A 13,853-nucleotide genomic window follows, 5' to 3' on the forward strand; every position below is an offset into this window, starting at 1 on the left:
ATTTCATGGCATTCCTCGCCCTTGCCGAAGCCACCGAGTTCAGGGACGCCTGGCACAGCTTCTACGCCTCCGAGAAAACCTGGGCCTATCGTGACGATGCGCGCGCGACCACGCACCCGATCGAGGTGGTGGTGGCGGACGCGCGCAGTTCCTTCGCCAACTTCGATGGTATCTCCTACGGCAAGGGTGCCGCGATTCTCAAGCAGCTGTACTTCCTGCTCGGGCCGGAGGCCTTTCGCAGCGGCGTCAGCGCGTATCTGCGGGAACGTGCCTGGCGCAACGCCCGGCTCGAGGATTTCGTGGCCGCGCTGGCGCAGGCAAGCGGACGCAACCTCGATGCCTGGACACGCGAATGGTTGCTCGCAGCAGGCACCAATACCGTCCGCGCCACGGTGCAATGCACAGCCGGCCAACTGCAATCCCTGACCCTGCTGCAGAGCGCTCCCGCGGCCCGTCCGCAGTTGCGCTCGCAGCGCCTGGAGGTGGCGCTGTATCGCGAGGGCGACGGCAGCCCTTACCAGGTGATCGACACGGTTGTAGCGGGCGCCAGCAGCGCGGTTTCCATACCCGGACAGATCGCCTGCCCCGATTTCGTCTGGCCCAACCACCGGGACTGGGCCTTTGCACGCCTCGGCCTCGGCCCGGCCGATCTCGACTTCCTGCAACGCAATCTCATGCAGTTCGACGATCCGCTGATGCGTAACATGATCTGGCAGACGCTATGGCATATGGTCGAGGACGGCACCCTCGCGCTGCCGGACTTTCTGCAACTCGCACTGCAGTTCGAGGCGGCAGAGCATGATCCGCGCACCCTGGCGTCCATCCATTACCGTATAGCGGCCGCCTTCGACCTCGCTCTTCGGATCGGTGCCGCCGGCGGTCTGCCGGTGGCGGTCCCCGAACTGATGCAGCAACTGCGGCGCGATGCGTGGTGGGAGGTGTTGACCGCCGCAGCGGCCAGTGACAGCCAGAAAATCTGGCTGGATCATTATCTGCGCATCGCCGGAGGCGAAGAGGATCTCGCGATCCTGGCGCGACTACTGGGCGAGGATCGGGAAACGCTCGGCTGGAGCCTCGATCAGCCACGCCGCTGGACGCTGCTCGGCTATCTCGCGGCAGGCGGCTACCCCGGTGCATTGCAGCTGGCGCAAGCCGAGCGCGCGCGCGATCCGTCGTCCAGCGGAGAGCTTGCCTGGCTCGGAGTACAGGCAGCACTACCGGAGCTGCCCCTGAAAGGCGCGATGCTCGAGCGGCTGATCGGCGGGCAAGCGGACAATACGGCAGCTGCGTCAGCCATCATGAACCATCTTTTCCCGCCCTCGCAGATGGCACTGCAGCGGGTATTTGCCGCTCGCATCCTGGCTGCGCTGGCGCTGCTCGACAGCACGCGCTCGGAGTACTTCATGGCGGATTATGTGCGGCTCTTCCCGGTACTGTGCGACACCGCAAGCGCGCAGCTGCTCGCGGCAGCCCTTGCCTCTTCCGCACCGCTCGGCAAACTGGCGCACGACGGACTTGTCGTTGCGCTCGAAGACAATGACCGGTGCATGGCCATCCGGGATGCAGAACTACAGATCAGGCCCTGAAGCGCGCTCACAGGACGCGACGCAGCGGTTCGGCAACCAATGCTACAGCCATGAGGCCGAGCACCATGATGCCGACGAGCCAGGGGACCTGTGCGGACTGCAGCAGCAGGTTCACAAAGGGAGCGAGCGGAAACTGGCTCGCGGCCACGGCCGATCCCGTCGCAGCTCCCGTGACCAGGATCCAGTCGGAACGCGAACCCGCCTGACGGGGTGCCGGTGGCAATGCCCGCATCACGCGCAGAGTGAAGCCGTCATCGTCAATATGAGGCTCCGCCGCGCCTGCCAGCGCACGTTCCAGCCAGACTTCATTCATTGCTGAACCCCCCCTGTCAGTCGCTGAGGATTTCCTGCAGCTTCTGGCGGCCTCTCAGTACATGTGTTTTGACGGTCCCCACGGGCATTGCCATGATGTCCGCGATTTCCGGGTGTGAAAACCGCGCTGAAGCGAAAAAGTGTACCGCATCACGCTGCGCCTGGCTGAGCTGGCGCATCGCCGCATCGAAATGATCCATGAACTCGCGCGCCTCATGGTCTTCGCCTGCGCTCGGATGCTGATCGCCGATCTCCTCGGCCGCGGGCTCGTTGCGGCGCAGCTCGTCGAGAAAGCAGCGATAGGCGATGCGATAGATCCAGCTGCGAAAGCTGCTGTCGCGCCTGAAGCTGGCGATCGAACGATACGCCCTGATGAAGGTTTCCTGGGCAAGGTCATCGGCCAGCGCGATATTGCCACGCGTGAACCGGCGCAGCGAATTGCGGACGTCCGACTGGTGACGCGCGACCAGCATCGCAAAGGCATGACGACCGTCATGCCCCGCCGCACGCGCGACCAGCTCCTCATCGCTCGATTCCACCGGCCGGCAGTTCCGGAGTCAGGCTACCGCGGAGCTGCCGACGTTCGGCTTCTCGATCTTCCATACCACGATCTGCGCGATACCGATGCACAGGGGTATCAGGCCGATGCTCGCCACATCGATGCCCGACACCAGGTAGAGCCAGACACAGACGGCCACCCCGATCGCGATATTCACCGTGCCACGCGCCAGTGCGCTCTTGCCGTTCTTGCCCTTGTCGAGCGCGTCGAGCAGTTCCACCGGTACATCGCGTCCCTGTTCGATGATCTTGTCGATGGTCTGGTGTACCAGCTGGCGCTTGCGACGGTTGTTGAAACTGATGATCGTCACGATCAGCACCGGCCCGCCGAACAACAGCACGATCGCGAGCACTGCGGGAATGATCTCGGAATCGAATCCGGATTCCGCCTTGTGCACGACGGTGCGCCCTTGCTTGAGCCCCTCGATGTCCCTGATCGCCGCACGCAACTCGCTCATATCCTCGTCATCGAGCTCGCTGCCGATGCTTTCCGGAAGGCGCCCGAGTGCCGCTTCGAGAGTTTGCCGATCACGCGCTCCACTTCCCTGTCCGCCGGGCTCGATTCCTCATCATCGGCGTCCACGGTAATCGTGATGCCACGAGCTTTGGACGCCGCACCGGCATCATCCTCGTCGCCGCGGCGCTCGAACACCATCCGCTCGGCGGCCAGCCACAACACTACAGCTACCCATTGCAGCGCGATCAGCGCGAGCGGCAGGCCCTCGGCGCCCCGCGCCATCGCGAGCGCCATGTCGCCAAGATCCGCGATACGTCCGATCCAGGTGCCGGAGATCAGCGTCTGGAACAGCAGCCGGAACGCATCCGGATCGAGATCGCGCAGCGCACCGGCAATCCCTCGCTCAGCGAGCGCACGCCAGGCGGAACCGTCGATCGCGCCGAGAAAGGCGGTCTGCGTCAATTGAAATCCCAGCAACAACAGATATTTTTCCACGTCTGCCATCCATCAATTCACCTGCTTGCTGATATAGACGTGAACGCCGGCACGATGGATTCACCCGCCGCGAAAAATAATGCTCCGGAACGCCGGGTCATCCGGACTCTCGGGGCAGCAGTTGCAGCTTGTTGTGATCATTGCGCTCGAACACATCGTGCTCGCTCGGCTCCTCGAGCCGGTACAGGTCGGCACGGGCGCGGTTGTTGTCGCCCCCCAGCAGGTATACGAGGCCGCGCCGCAAGCAGAAGGAGTGTCCGAAGGCCTGACGTAAGCCGCGTATTGCCGGCTTTGGCCTCAGTCGAGCGCCAGTGCCGCGAACACCTCGGCGCGCAGCTCGCGCGACTCGTTGACCAGATGATGGCCCGCCCCGTCCACCATGCGAATGTCGGCGCGCGGGAACTTTTGCCTGATCATCGGCAGGTTCCATCTCCAGTCGACCGTGTCATCAGCCGTTCCCTGCACCACCAGTGGCGCGTAGCCGGTCGCGGCATGACCGACGAACTCGCCGATCCACTGGCGCATCGCGCTGACCCAGCGGATCGACAGGATACGACTTTGCAACGGATCGACCCGTACGAAATCCAGGAATTCGTCGTCACTGGAATTGCGCACGAAACTGCGCCCGAGATTATTGCGCACCCGATGCAACAGGGTGTGCAGCAATTTCACCCGGTGCCACCTCGCGGGACGCACCAATGGCGCCAGCAGCATCATGCGCTCGAACGGGCATGCGGCCGGTGAACGGCATTTGCGGAACGCCCAGCTCATCAGGATTGCGCCGCCCGTGCTCTGGCCGATCGCCCAGAGCGGTCGCGGCAACTCCGCGCCATGCAACTCGAGCATGGCCTCCAGCACGTCGGTGTAATCCTCGAAGCTGTGGATCCTGGCCTGCGGCCCCGATGACAGGCCGTGACCGGGCAGATCCCATATCAGCACATTGCGCCCGCTGTTCAGGCAATGTTCGATCAGGTGACCATAGAGGCCCGCGTGATCGAAATAGCCGTGCAGCAAAATGCAGGTTCCGCGCGCCTTCGGCAGCTGGTAGTAATGACAGGCGATGCGGAAGCCCGCTGCCTCGGTGAGCCCGAAATGGTGATTCACCCCCGCAATCCGGTTCGCAAAATCGATACCGTAAAACGCGAAATAATCGTGTTCCGCGGCACTCGCCACGCTGAGGCCGCTGAACGCGAGCGTCCGCAGCCCGGCGCGCGTCACTTGCGGATCGAAAATCCGCGGACCATGACGGCTGCCGCCGGAAGGGGCGCTGGCCATCGCTCGCTCAGCTCACTTTCTGCGTCAGCGCGCCACTGGCGTAACGCCGATACATTTCCTCGAGCGACACGCCCTTGATCGCATCGGCCTGCCCCGCGGCACCGAAAGCCTCGTAGCGCTCGCGGCAGATCGCCTTCATGGCCTTGATCGTTTCCTGGAGATACTTGCGCGGATCGAACTCGGACTTGTTGCGAGCCATGAAACGCCTGATCGCTCCGGTCGAGGCAAGTCGCAGATCGGTATCGATGTTGATCTTGCGCACCCCGTGGCGAATGCCTTCCTGTATTTCCGCGAGCGGCACACCATAGGTTTCGGGTATCTCTCCGCCGAACTCGTTGATCACCGCCAGCCAGTCCTGCGGCACCGAGGACGAGCCGTGCATCACCAGGTGGGTATCGGGAATGCGCGCGTGGATGTCGCGTATGCGCCCGATCGCCAGGACGTCGCCGGTCGGCTTGCGCGAGAACTTGTAGGCGCCGTGACTGGTGCCGATCGCAATGGCCAGGGCATCGACACCGGTATCGCGCACGAAGCGCGCCGCCTCGTCGGGATCGGTCAGCATCTGCTCGTGGCTCAGCTGGCCTTGCGCACCGATGCCGTCTTCTTCCCCGGCAAGGCCTGTTTCCAGCGAGCCCAGGCAACCGATCTCGCCCTCCACCGACACACCGCAGGCATGCGCCATCTCGACCACCTGCCGCGTCACGCGCACGTTGTAATCGTAATCGGTGGGGGTTTTGCCGTCCTCGCCGAGCGAACCATCCATCATCACCGAGCTGAAACCGAGCTGGATGGAGCGCTGGCACACTGCCGCAGACACGCCGTGATCCTGGTGCATCACGACCGGAATGTGCGGAAACTCCTCGATCGCCGCGAGCATGAGGTGCCTGAGAAAATTGGAACCGGCATATTTGCGCGCGCCCGCCGAGGCCTGCACGATCACCGGACTGGCGGTCTCGTCCGCGGCCTCCATGATCGCGCGCATCTGCTCGAGGTTGTTGACATTGAAAGCCGGCACCCCGTACCCGAACTCGGCGGCGTGGTCGAGCAACTGTCTCATGCTGATCAATGACATCGCGAATCCTCGGCGTGTGGCGGTCCTGGCAGCCATGATTGCGTCCTCGAAACAGGGCTCTCCATGGCGTTCGGTCAGCGCGCGAGTCTAATGCAGCCGCCCGTCTCTGTCATCGCCACTGTTTTGCTGGCGGCGGCATTGCGTCTACAATGCCGCCGAGCCCCTATTCCGAGGAAACCCCCATGAGAATCGTTACCGTTATGCTCGCCGTGGCAGTGTTGCTGAGCGGCTGCATGGCTGCTGGCCAGACCAAGGAAGACAAGCGGCGCAATGTGGAGAACATGCGCAAGGAAGTGCTGACGGATCTTTACAAGAAATACCCCGGGGCCGCCAACGAGATCAAGAGCGCGACCGGTTATGCGGTATTTTCGAGCTGGAACGCGGCCGTGATTTTTGCCTCGGTCGGCCAGGGCTTCGGCGTGGTGGTGGATAACGTGAGTGGCGCCCATACCTACATGGGGATGGGTGCACTGGGTGGTGGTCTCGGCGCCGGCGTCAAGGACTACCGCGCGGTCTACGTCTTCTCCAAGCGCCATATCATGGAGCGCTTCATCGAACAGGGTCTCAATATCGGCGGCAACGCCGACGCCGCGGCCAAAGCCAATACCCAGGGTGCGGCAGTGGGCGGAGAACTGGTGCTGGATGGAATCAAGATCTACCAGATGACCGAGTCGGGTCTCACCTTGCAGGCGATGATCCAAGGCACCAAATTCTGGAAAGACGCCGACCTGAACTGATAGTCAGCGGAAAAGCGGAAAAGGGGACGACGGAAAGGAAAAGGGGACAGATTTATTTTCCTTTGAAAAATAAATCTGTCCCCTTTTCCCCTGAATCTGTCCCCTTTTCCCCTGGATTTATTTTCCTTTGAAAAATAAATCTGTCCCCTTTTCCCTCGAAAAATAAATCTGTCCCCTTTTCCCCTCTGTCCCCTTTTCCCGGTCCCCTTTTCCCCTTTTCCCTACCAATGAACTCCGCTGAACACCTGGGCAAACATCTTGCGCGCCAGGTCGACCGAACCGGTCGGCAGCTTCTTCTGCTCCTTCTTGGCCTCGGCATCTGACAAGCCACGTGCGGCGGCGGAATCCGGGAACAGGCGATAAGCCTGGTTGAGCACGAATTCGCTCATCTGCGGCGCGATCGCCTGGGCAACGGCCCCGGCCAGCCCGAGCCCTGTCGCAACCCGCTTCGGCTTGTCGATGATTGCCTTCATCACCAGGTCGGCTGCCTGCTCGGGTGACAGCGTCGGGAACGCATCGTAGAGCTTCGTGGGCGCGATCATCGGCGTTCGCACCAGAGGCATGTTGATGGTCGTGAAGCGTACGTTGCGGTCGGCGAACTCCGCCGCCGCGCACCAGGAAAATGCGTCCAGCGCGGCTTTTGATGCCACATACGCCGAGAAGCGTGGCGGGCTGGCGAGCACTCCGATCGAGGAAATATTGATGATGTGACCGCTGCTGCGCTCCAGCATGCGCGGCGCGAAGCCCATGATCAGGCGCAACGCGCCGAAATAGTTGAGCTGCATGGTACGTTCGTAATCATGAAAGCGATCGAAGGAGTATTGCACCGAGCGCCGGATGGAACGCCCGGCGTTGTTGATCAGGATATCCACCTGACCGTGATTCTCCAGCACCGTGTCGATAAACCGGTCGCAGTCGGCAAGGTCGGCGATATCACAGGCGTACGCATGGCCTTCGCCACCGAATTGGCGGATATCGGCGATGGTTTCCTCGAGCTTCCCGGGGGTGCGCGCGGCAAGTATCACGATGGCTCCGGCCTCGGCGAGCTTGAGCGCGCAATCCCTGCCGATTCCGGAACTGGCCCCGGTCACCACCACGACCTTGCCCTTGATCGCCGCACCAAGCCGGCGCGGGCTGGGGCGCCCGACGGCACTTTCCACCGCGCGCACCCAAACCGGGACTCTGCTCCGTCGCTTCGCGCCGGCCCCGTCCATGTTGGCTGACCAGTATTCCCAGAGCACATCCGCATAGTCCTCGAAGCGGGGGCACTCGATGCCGGCCTTGTCCAGCAGGCCGCGGGTTTTGCTGGAGTCGAAGCGGGTCGGGTAGCCAACGAATTTCATCGACTCGGCCGGAATGCCATATTGCCCGAGCACCGCGCCGAGCGCTCGTTGCAGCGGCCCCACGCTCACCAGGCGATCGATCGGTACTTGTCCCAGCAGCTTGTCGAGCGCGCCGCTGCGCAACACGCTGAGCGAGGGGCCGTGCGCGGCTTTCAACAGCACGCGAATCAGGTCCCCTACCGAAATGCCATCGTCGTCGGTCAGGAAAAAGGTCTCGTCGTCATGCCCCCTGAGGTGCATCAGGTAGTCCATGGCATCGACCACGTAGTCCACCGGGACGATATTGAGATGCCCGCCCTGCACCCCGATCGCGCGCAACCAGCCCGGCAGCGTATGGCTGATGCCGCGTATGGCCGGGAAGAAATAGTAAGGGCCGTCGATCTTGTCCATCTCGCCGGTGGAGGAGTCGCCGACCACGATGCCCGGACGGTAGATCCGCCAGCGCAGCCCTTTTTCGCGGCGCACCAGCCCTTCGGAATCGTGCTTGGTACGGTAATAGGGATGATCCAGGCCGGTCGCTTCCTCGAACATGTCCTCGGTAAACGTGCCCTTGTAGAGACCCGCCGCGGCAATCGAGCTGACATGGTGAAAGCAACGCGCCGCGAGCGCCCTGGCGCAGGACAGCGCGTGACGGGTACCGCCCACGTTGGCTTCGATCTGCGATTCGGCGTCGGCCTTCAGATCGTAGATCGCGGCAAGATGCACGAAATGATCGATCTTGCCCTTCAGGGCGGCGATCTGCGCCCGTTTCAGCCCGAGGCGCGGGCGGGCGAGGTCACCGCTGATGGCTACCAGCTGCGATTCGCCGACACCCCACAGCGCACGCAGTTGCTCGATCTTGCCGAGCGATTGCTCGCGCGTCAGCACGTAGACCTTGCCGCCACGGTCCAGCAGTTTCGGAATCAGGAAACGGCCGATGAAACCGGTGCCGCCGGTGACGAAATAATTTGCCATGTCGTTCTCCGCTAAGTCGGGCTTGCACGCGCAATGATCGCCGCACAGTCGACACTCGCCGGCAATTCGCCGTAAACCATACCACGGGCTGTTCCGAGGCGCGCCGCGCAGAACGCATCCGCAACAATGGCATTTCCGGATTCGAGCAGCAACGCCGCCTGCAACGCGAGCGCCATGCGCCCGACCAGTGTGCGGGCGCGGTACTCGCGCTGTTCGCGCCGCTCGAGATCATGCCGCAGATCGTTCACAAAAGCCGCGAGGCGTGCATCGAGCCGCGCCCCCGCATCGAGTTCCTGCATGAAACACTCCAGCGCCCGAGGCTCGCGCGCGATGGCACGCAGCACGTCGACGCACTGCACGTTGCCACTGCCCTCCCAGGTGGAGTTGACCGGCGCCTCGCGATAGAGCCGCGGCAGGATCGACTCCTCGACATAACCCGCACCGCCAAGACACTCGGCCGCCTCGTTGATATGCGCCGGCGCGCGCTTGCAAACCCAGTATTTGCCCACGGCCGTCGCGATGCGCAAAAAGAGCCGCGCCCGCTCGTCGGTTGCAGCCTCGTCGAGGCGCCGGGCGATGCGCAGCGCGAGCACCAGCGCGGCTTCGCTTTCGAGCGCGAGATCGGCGAGCACGTTCTGCATCAGCGCGTGCAGCACCAGCGGACGGCCCGACACCGCGCGCCCGGCACAGTGGGTCAGCGCCTGCGCCAGTGCCTGGCGCATCAGGGATGCCGAACCGACGATGCAATCGAAACGCGTCATCATCACCATCTCGATGATGGTGGGCACGCCGCGCCCGTCGCCGCCGATCATCCAGGCATGCGCATCGCGCAGTTCGATCTCGCTGGAGGCATTGGAGCGGTTGCCGAGCTTGTTTTTCAGGCGCTGGACATGGATGCCGTTCAAGCCACCATCGGGATGCCAGCGCGGCATCAGGAAACACGACAGCCCCGCGCCGCTCTGCGCCAGCACCAGGAAGCCATCGCACATCGGCGCCGAGCAGAACCACTTGTGACCGTTCAGCGCATATCCCCGCCCGGGGCCGGCTGCCCCCAGCGCCCGCGCCGTCGTGGTATTGGCCTGCACATCCGTGCCACCCTGCTTCTCGGTCATGGCCATGCCGAGCGTAACGCCCTGTTTCTCGTACCAAGGCCGGTTGGAGCCGTCGTAGACACGCGTCATCAGGCGCGGCAACCAGTCGGCGGCAATATCCGGCTGCAAACGCAGCGCCGGCACCGACGCGAAGGTCATCGTCAGCGGACATCCACTGCCGGAATCGGCCTGGTTGTGCAGGTATTCGAGCGCCGCGCGCGCCACGTGCGCCCCCGGCCGCGGCTGCGCCCACGGCAGGCTCGGCAGCCCGGCTTCGATCGCGCCTTTCATCAGACGATGGTAGGCCGGGTGAAACTCGATCAGGCTCACACGCCGCCCGTAGCGATCGTGCGAGTGGTACTGCGGCGGGTAGCGCTCGGCGAGGAACCCGGCCTCGAACAGCTCACCTCCGGCCAGTGCACCATAGGCCGCGATGTGGGTACTCGCCCACCCGCCACCTTCGCGCACCACCGCCTCGCGCAGCGCGGTGTCGCTCAGCCAGGCATCGAAGGGCTCCAGCGCAGGCGGCTGGTTGAATACCTCATGGGTTTCGCCCGCGGACGGGGCGGCGTTGTCGCGCTGCATGGCTTGCTCTCCTGTTGCGCACCCGCAACCGCACCCGCGGCGCCCGTGCTTCAGCCGTTCAAAAGATAGGCGTTCAGGCCGGCTTGGCGCAGCAGGTACACCGCGAGCTCGCTGCGCCGCCCGCCCTCCGGCGTGACCAGGTAGCTCTTGTTGCGGTCGAGTTCGCGCAGACGCTTGCGCAGGCTGACCACCGGCGTGTTCACGCTGCCCTCGATATGCGCATGCTTGTATTCGGCCGGGAAACGCACATCGATGATCTCGCAACCGATACCCGCGCTGGCAAGGAATTTGCGCGCCTTGTCGAGATCGATGGTCTGTACCAGCGAGGACTTGAAAATCGCGTCGAACTGGGCGCGGTCGAGCCGGCCCACCGCGCCGTCGCTGGTCATGCGCACCGTCGCATTGCGGATGGTGTTCGCAACCAGCGCTTCCTCGCCGAAATAGTCACCGGGCACCAGGTCGAATGTCTGTCCCTTGTAAGGGCCGGCCTCCTCGGTGATCACGCTCGCCTCGCCTTCCACGATGATGTAGAAATGCTCACCCCGCGAACCTGCCAGCACCACGTCCTCGCCGGCTTTTTTCGGTAGCCGTTCGAGCTCGATGAAACAGCGCTGGATATTGGTTGCGGACAGGTGCGACATCAGCGGCGATTCCAGCAGGCGCGCCATCCAGTCCTCGGAATACTCGTCATCGAAGCGCGCCTCCTCGAGGCGCTCCTCGGTATCGGACACCAGCACCACATCGATACCGGCATCGTCGCCGCTCGCGATCAGCTCATCGATTGCATCCCGCCTCAGGGTCAGCACCACGCAGTCGCCCTGCGCACGCACGGCCGCCCCGCCGCGGCAGTGCTCCTCTATCGGGAACCGGGCCTGGTGGCCCGCGGCGTCCACCAGGTTGCGCTTTTCGAAGGATTCGCGGATCTCGACTTCGCCTTCCAGCAGGAAGTAACTGGTATCGGGCTGCGCCATCTTGCGGAACAGGAATTGGCCCTTGGACAGGCGCTTGATGCCGGCACCCTCCATCAGACGCTCGATGTGTTTCTCCGATATCAGCGCCAGCCGATGGAAGTTGCGCAAACGCTCGAGCGTGACATCGAAGCCATCGATGATGGTCATTCAGATTATTCCTCCCGCTGCTACAGGCCCCGCGCCTCGAGAATAGTCACCGCGGGCAGTTCCTTGCCTTCGACAAATTCCAGGAAAGCCCCGCCGCCGGTGGAGGCATAGGAGATCCTGTCGGCCACCGCGAATTTTTCAAGCGCCGCGAGCGTATCGCCGCCACCGGCCAGTGAAAACGCCTGGCTCGCGGCCACCGCCTCGGCAATCGCGCGGGTACCCCCCGCAAATTGTTCAAGCTCGAACACCCCGACCGGACCATTCCACAATATGGTACCGGCGTCCGTGAGCATCGTCGCAAATTGCGCAGCGGTACGCGGGCCGATGTCGAGGATCATCTCCGTGGGTTCGATCCCCGCCACCTCGCATACCCGCGCCGGCGCGTCTTCAGCGAGCGCCTGCGCGACCACCACATCCACCGGCAGCGGTATCGAGGTTTTTTTCATCAGGCGCCGCGCCTGTTCCAGCAGTTCCGCTTCGTGCAGGGATTTGCCGATCGGCAGGCCCGCCGCCGCAAGAAAGGTATTGGCTATTCCACCCCCGACGATGAGCTGATCGACCTTCTCGCTCAAGGTCTCGAGAACGGTCAGCTTGGTCGAGACCTTGGAGCCTCCGACGATGGCCACCAGGGGTCGTGCCGGATGCTCGAGCGCCTTGCGCAGCGCGCGCAGTTCCCCCGCAAGCAGCGGGCCCGCACACGCGATCGGCGCAAAGCGCGCCACGCCATGGGTCGAGGCCTCGGCGCGATGCGCGGTCGCGAAAGCATCCATCACGTAGATATCGCACAGCGCAGCCATGCGCCGTGACAGCGCCTCGTCATCCTGCTTCTCGCCCTGGTTGAAGCGCACGTTCTCGCACAGCACCAGGTCGCCCTCGGCAAGCTCGACGCCATCCAGCCATTCGCGCACCAGCGGCACCTCGCGACCCAGCAGTTCGCCCAACCGCCGCGCCACCGGTGCGAGGCTGAAAGGTGCGTTGTCGGCGGCGCTGGCACCCGCCTTGGGCCGGCCGAGATGCGACATCACCATCAGCCTGGCGCCCTGTTCGAGCGCCAGGCGCAGCGTCGGCAACGCCGCGAGCAGCCGCGCGTCGCTGCTCACCCGGCCATCCTTGAGCGGAACGTTGAGATCCTCCCGGATCAGCACGCGCTTGCCACGCAGGTCGAATTCGGTCATCAGCTTCAGGGGCATCGCTGCCGATCTCCTCGCCGAGCAGTCCCGGCTTCAGTGCTTTGCCGCCCAATATAGCGCGACATCGAGCATGCGGTTCGCATATCCCCATTCATTGTCGAACCAGGTCAAGACTTTGAGCAGTCGCCGGCCACCGACCCGGGTCTGGGAGGCATCCACTATGCCCGAGCGCGGGTCATGGTTGAAATCACAGGAGGCCAGCGGCTCCTCGGTATAGCCGAGGATTCCCGCGAGCGCTCCCTGCGCGGCCTCGCGCAGGATCGTGTTGACTTCGGCGCCCGTGGTATCGCGCCGTACCACCACCGAGAGGTCGATGGCCGAGACATTCAGCGTCGGGACCCGCATCGCCTGTGCTTCGAAGCGCCCCGCAAGGCGCGGCAGTATGCGTCCGATGCCGGCGGCCAGACCGGTATCGACCGGGATGATCGATTGCAGCGCCGCTCGGGTCTTGCGCAGATCGGTGTGGTGATACGCGTCGAGCACCGGCTGGTCGTTCATGGCCGAGTGAATCGTGGTGATGACGCCGCTGTCGACACCGAGTGCGCGATCGAGCACGTCGATGACCGGCACGATGCAGTTGGTACTGCAGGAGGCAGCCGAAATGACCGTCTGGGCGGCACCAAGCCCGTGGTGATTGATGCCATAGACCACCGTGGCATCGATATCGGCGCCCGCGGGCTGCGAGAACAGCACCCGGCGCGCACCGCGCTCGATATGTGCCTGGGCGTGTGCCCGCGAGGAAAAGCTGCCGCTGCACTCGAACACTAGGTCGATGCCGGCAGCATTCCATTCGAGCAGTTCCACGGCTTCGATACCGCTCACCGCAATGGCCCGGCCGTCGATGAGCAGCCCCCGCGGATACACTTCCACGGTGCCGGGGAAGCGCCCATGCGTGGTGTCGTAGCGCGTGAGATAGGCCATCGTGTCGAGGTTCGCTAGCTCGTTGATCGCGACGATATCGAGCGTTCCGCCCAGGCCACGCTCGCACGCCGCCCGCAGCAGGCAGCGCCCGATCCTGCCATAGCCATTGATTGCCGCGCGTATGCTCATTGGCGATTCCCGAACCGTGGCCGTGATGCC

14 protein-coding genes are annotated in these 13,853 nt (G+C 63.9%); 2 read left to right on the forward strand and 12 right to left on the reverse strand.

Annotation, left to right across the window (positions count from 1 at the left end; translation table 11 throughout):
• Window positions 1-5 precede the first annotated feature (5 nt).
• On the forward strand, window positions 6-1,586 hold the full coding sequence (locus IPF49_09265; protein MBK6287799.1) for an ERAP1-like C-terminal domain-containing protein: 1,581 nt from the start codon (window positions 6-8) through the stop codon (window positions 1,584-1,586).
• A 7-nt stretch (window positions 1,587-1,593) separates the two neighbouring features.
• On the opposite strand, the gene IPF49_09270 is transcribed toward IPF49_09265, so the two are convergent.
• The 7 genes from IPF49_09270 to IPF49_09300 form a co-directional block, all read right to left on the reverse strand.
• The gene (locus IPF49_09270) at window positions 1,594-1,899 is read right to left on the reverse strand and encodes a hypothetical protein (protein MBK6287800.1); all 306 of its coding nucleotides are present in this window, start codon (window positions 1,897-1,899) and stop codon (window positions 1,594-1,596) included.
• Between the two features lie 16 nt (window positions 1,900-1,915).
• A complete protein-coding gene (locus IPF49_09275; protein ID MBK6287801.1) occupies window positions 1,916-2,437 on the reverse strand; it encodes a sigma-70 family RNA polymerase sigma factor in 522 nt (173 codons plus the stop codon).
• 18 nt (window positions 2,438-2,455) lie between these two features.
• The gene (locus IPF49_09280) at window positions 2,456-2,914 is read right to left on the reverse strand and encodes a hypothetical protein (GenBank protein MBK6287802.1); all 459 of its coding nucleotides are present in this window, start codon (window positions 2,912-2,914) and stop codon (window positions 2,456-2,458) included.
• On the reverse strand, window positions 2,911-3,408 hold the full coding sequence (locus tag IPF49_09285; GenBank protein MBK6287803.1) for a hypothetical protein: 498 nt from the start codon (window positions 3,406-3,408) through the stop codon (window positions 2,911-2,913). The genes IPF49_09280 and IPF49_09285 overlap by 4 nt, the downstream gene beginning before the upstream one ends.
• 97 nt (window positions 3,409-3,505) lie before the next feature.
• Window positions 3,506-3,652: a hypothetical protein gene (locus IPF49_09290; protein MBK6287804.1), complete on the reverse strand. Its 147-nt coding sequence runs from the start codon at window positions 3,650-3,652 to the stop codon at window positions 3,506-3,508.
• A 53-nt stretch (window positions 3,653-3,705) separates the two neighbouring features.
• Window positions 3,706-4,683 (reverse strand): alpha/beta hydrolase, encoded by a 978-nt coding sequence (locus IPF49_09295; protein MBK6287805.1) that lies wholly within the window; start codon window positions 4,681-4,683, stop codon window positions 3,706-3,708.
• A 7-nt stretch (window positions 4,684-4,690) separates the two neighbouring features.
• Window positions 4,691-5,755 carry a fructose-bisphosphate aldolase class II gene (locus IPF49_09300; protein MBK6287806.1) on the reverse strand — a complete coding sequence of 355 codons (1,065 nt, stop codon included), beginning with the start codon at window positions 5,753-5,755 and terminating at the stop codon, window positions 4,691-4,693.
• Window positions 5,756-5,937: 182 nt separating this feature from the next.
• Here IPF49_09300 and IPF49_09305 point away from each other — a divergent pair, with 182 nt between their 5' ends.
• Window positions 5,938-6,492, forward strand: coding sequence for a hypothetical protein (locus IPF49_09305; protein ID MBK6287807.1), 555 nt, complete (start codon window positions 5,938-5,940; stop codon window positions 6,490-6,492).
• A gap of 221 nt (window positions 6,493-6,713) precedes the next feature.
• On the opposite strand, the gene IPF49_09310 is transcribed toward IPF49_09305, so the two are convergent.
• From IPF49_09310 to IPF49_09330, 5 genes are read right to left on the reverse strand one after another with little or no spacing between them, the layout of a single operon-like run.
• Window positions 6,714-8,789 carry an SDR family oxidoreductase gene (locus tag IPF49_09310; protein MBK6287808.1) on the reverse strand — a complete coding sequence of 692 codons (2,076 nt, stop codon included), beginning with the start codon at window positions 8,787-8,789 and terminating at the stop codon, window positions 6,714-6,716.
• Between the two features lie 11 nt (window positions 8,790-8,800).
• Window positions 8,801-10,465, reverse strand: a complete 1,665-nt coding sequence (locus IPF49_09315) for an acyl-CoA dehydrogenase family protein (protein MBK6287809.1) — start codon at window positions 10,463-10,465, stop codon at window positions 8,801-8,803.
• A gap of 50 nt (window positions 10,466-10,515) precedes the next feature.
• Window positions 10,516-11,583 (reverse strand): cyclic nucleotide-binding domain-containing protein, encoded by a 1,068-nt coding sequence (locus tag IPF49_09320; GenBank protein ID MBK6287810.1) that lies wholly within the window; start codon window positions 11,581-11,583, stop codon window positions 10,516-10,518.
• Window positions 11,584-11,603: 20 nt separating this feature from the next.
• On the reverse strand, window positions 11,604-12,773 hold the full coding sequence (locus IPF49_09325) for a phosphoglycerate kinase (GenBank protein MBK6287811.1): 1,170 nt from the start codon (window positions 12,771-12,773) through the stop codon (window positions 11,604-11,606).
• Window positions 12,774-12,806: 33 nt separating this feature from the next.
• Window positions 12,807-13,823, reverse strand: a complete 1,017-nt coding sequence (locus tag IPF49_09330) for an erythrose-4-phosphate dehydrogenase (GenBank protein MBK6287812.1) — start codon at window positions 13,821-13,823, stop codon at window positions 12,807-12,809.
• Window positions 13,824-13,853 lie beyond the last annotated feature (30 nt).

Source organism: Gammaproteobacteria bacterium (assembly GCA_016705365.1).
Taxonomy (GTDB): domain Bacteria; phylum Pseudomonadota; class Gammaproteobacteria; order Pseudomonadales; family UBA5518; genus UBA5518.

Bases quoted from the DNA above. Each gene is read 5' to 3' on its own strand.
- IPF49_09315 (MBK6287809.1), bottom strand. From the start codon at position 10,465: ATGCAGCGCGACAACGCCGCCCCGTCCGCGGGCGAAACCCATGAGGTA.
- IPF49_09330 (MBK6287812.1), bottom strand. From the start codon at position 13,823: ATGAGCATACGCGCGGCAATCAATGGCTATGGCAGGATCGGGCGCTGC.
- IPF49_09310 (MBK6287808.1), bottom strand. From the start codon at position 8,789: ATGGCAAATTATTTCGTCACCGGCGGCACCGGTTTCATCGGCCGTTTC.
- IPF49_09265 (MBK6287799.1), top strand. From the start codon at position 6: ATGGCATTCCTCGCCCTTGCCGAAGCCACCGAGTTCAGGGACGCCTGG.
- IPF49_09300 (MBK6287806.1), bottom strand. From the start codon at position 5,755: ATGTCATTGATCAGCATGAGACAGTTGCTCGACCACGCCGCCGAGTTC.
- IPF49_09325 (MBK6287811.1), bottom strand. From the start codon at position 12,773: ATGCCCCTGAAGCTGATGACCGAATTCGACCTGCGTGGCAAGCGCGTG.
- IPF49_09295 (MBK6287805.1), bottom strand. From the start codon at position 4,683: ATGGCCAGCGCCCCTTCCGGCGGCAGCCGTCATGGTCCGCGGATTTTC.
- IPF49_09305 (MBK6287807.1), top strand. From the start codon at position 5,938: ATGAGAATCGTTACCGTTATGCTCGCCGTGGCAGTGTTGCTGAGCGGC.
- IPF49_09280 (MBK6287802.1), bottom strand. From the start codon at position 2,914: ATGAGCGAGTTGCGTGCGGCGATCAGGGACATCGAGGGGCTCAAGCAA.
- IPF49_09320 (MBK6287810.1), bottom strand. From the start codon at position 11,583: ATGACCATCATCGATGGCTTCGATGTCACGCTCGAGCGTTTGCGCAAC.
- IPF49_09270 (MBK6287800.1), bottom strand. From the start codon at position 1,899: ATGAATGAAGTCTGGCTGGAACGTGCGCTGGCAGGCGCGGCGGAGCCT.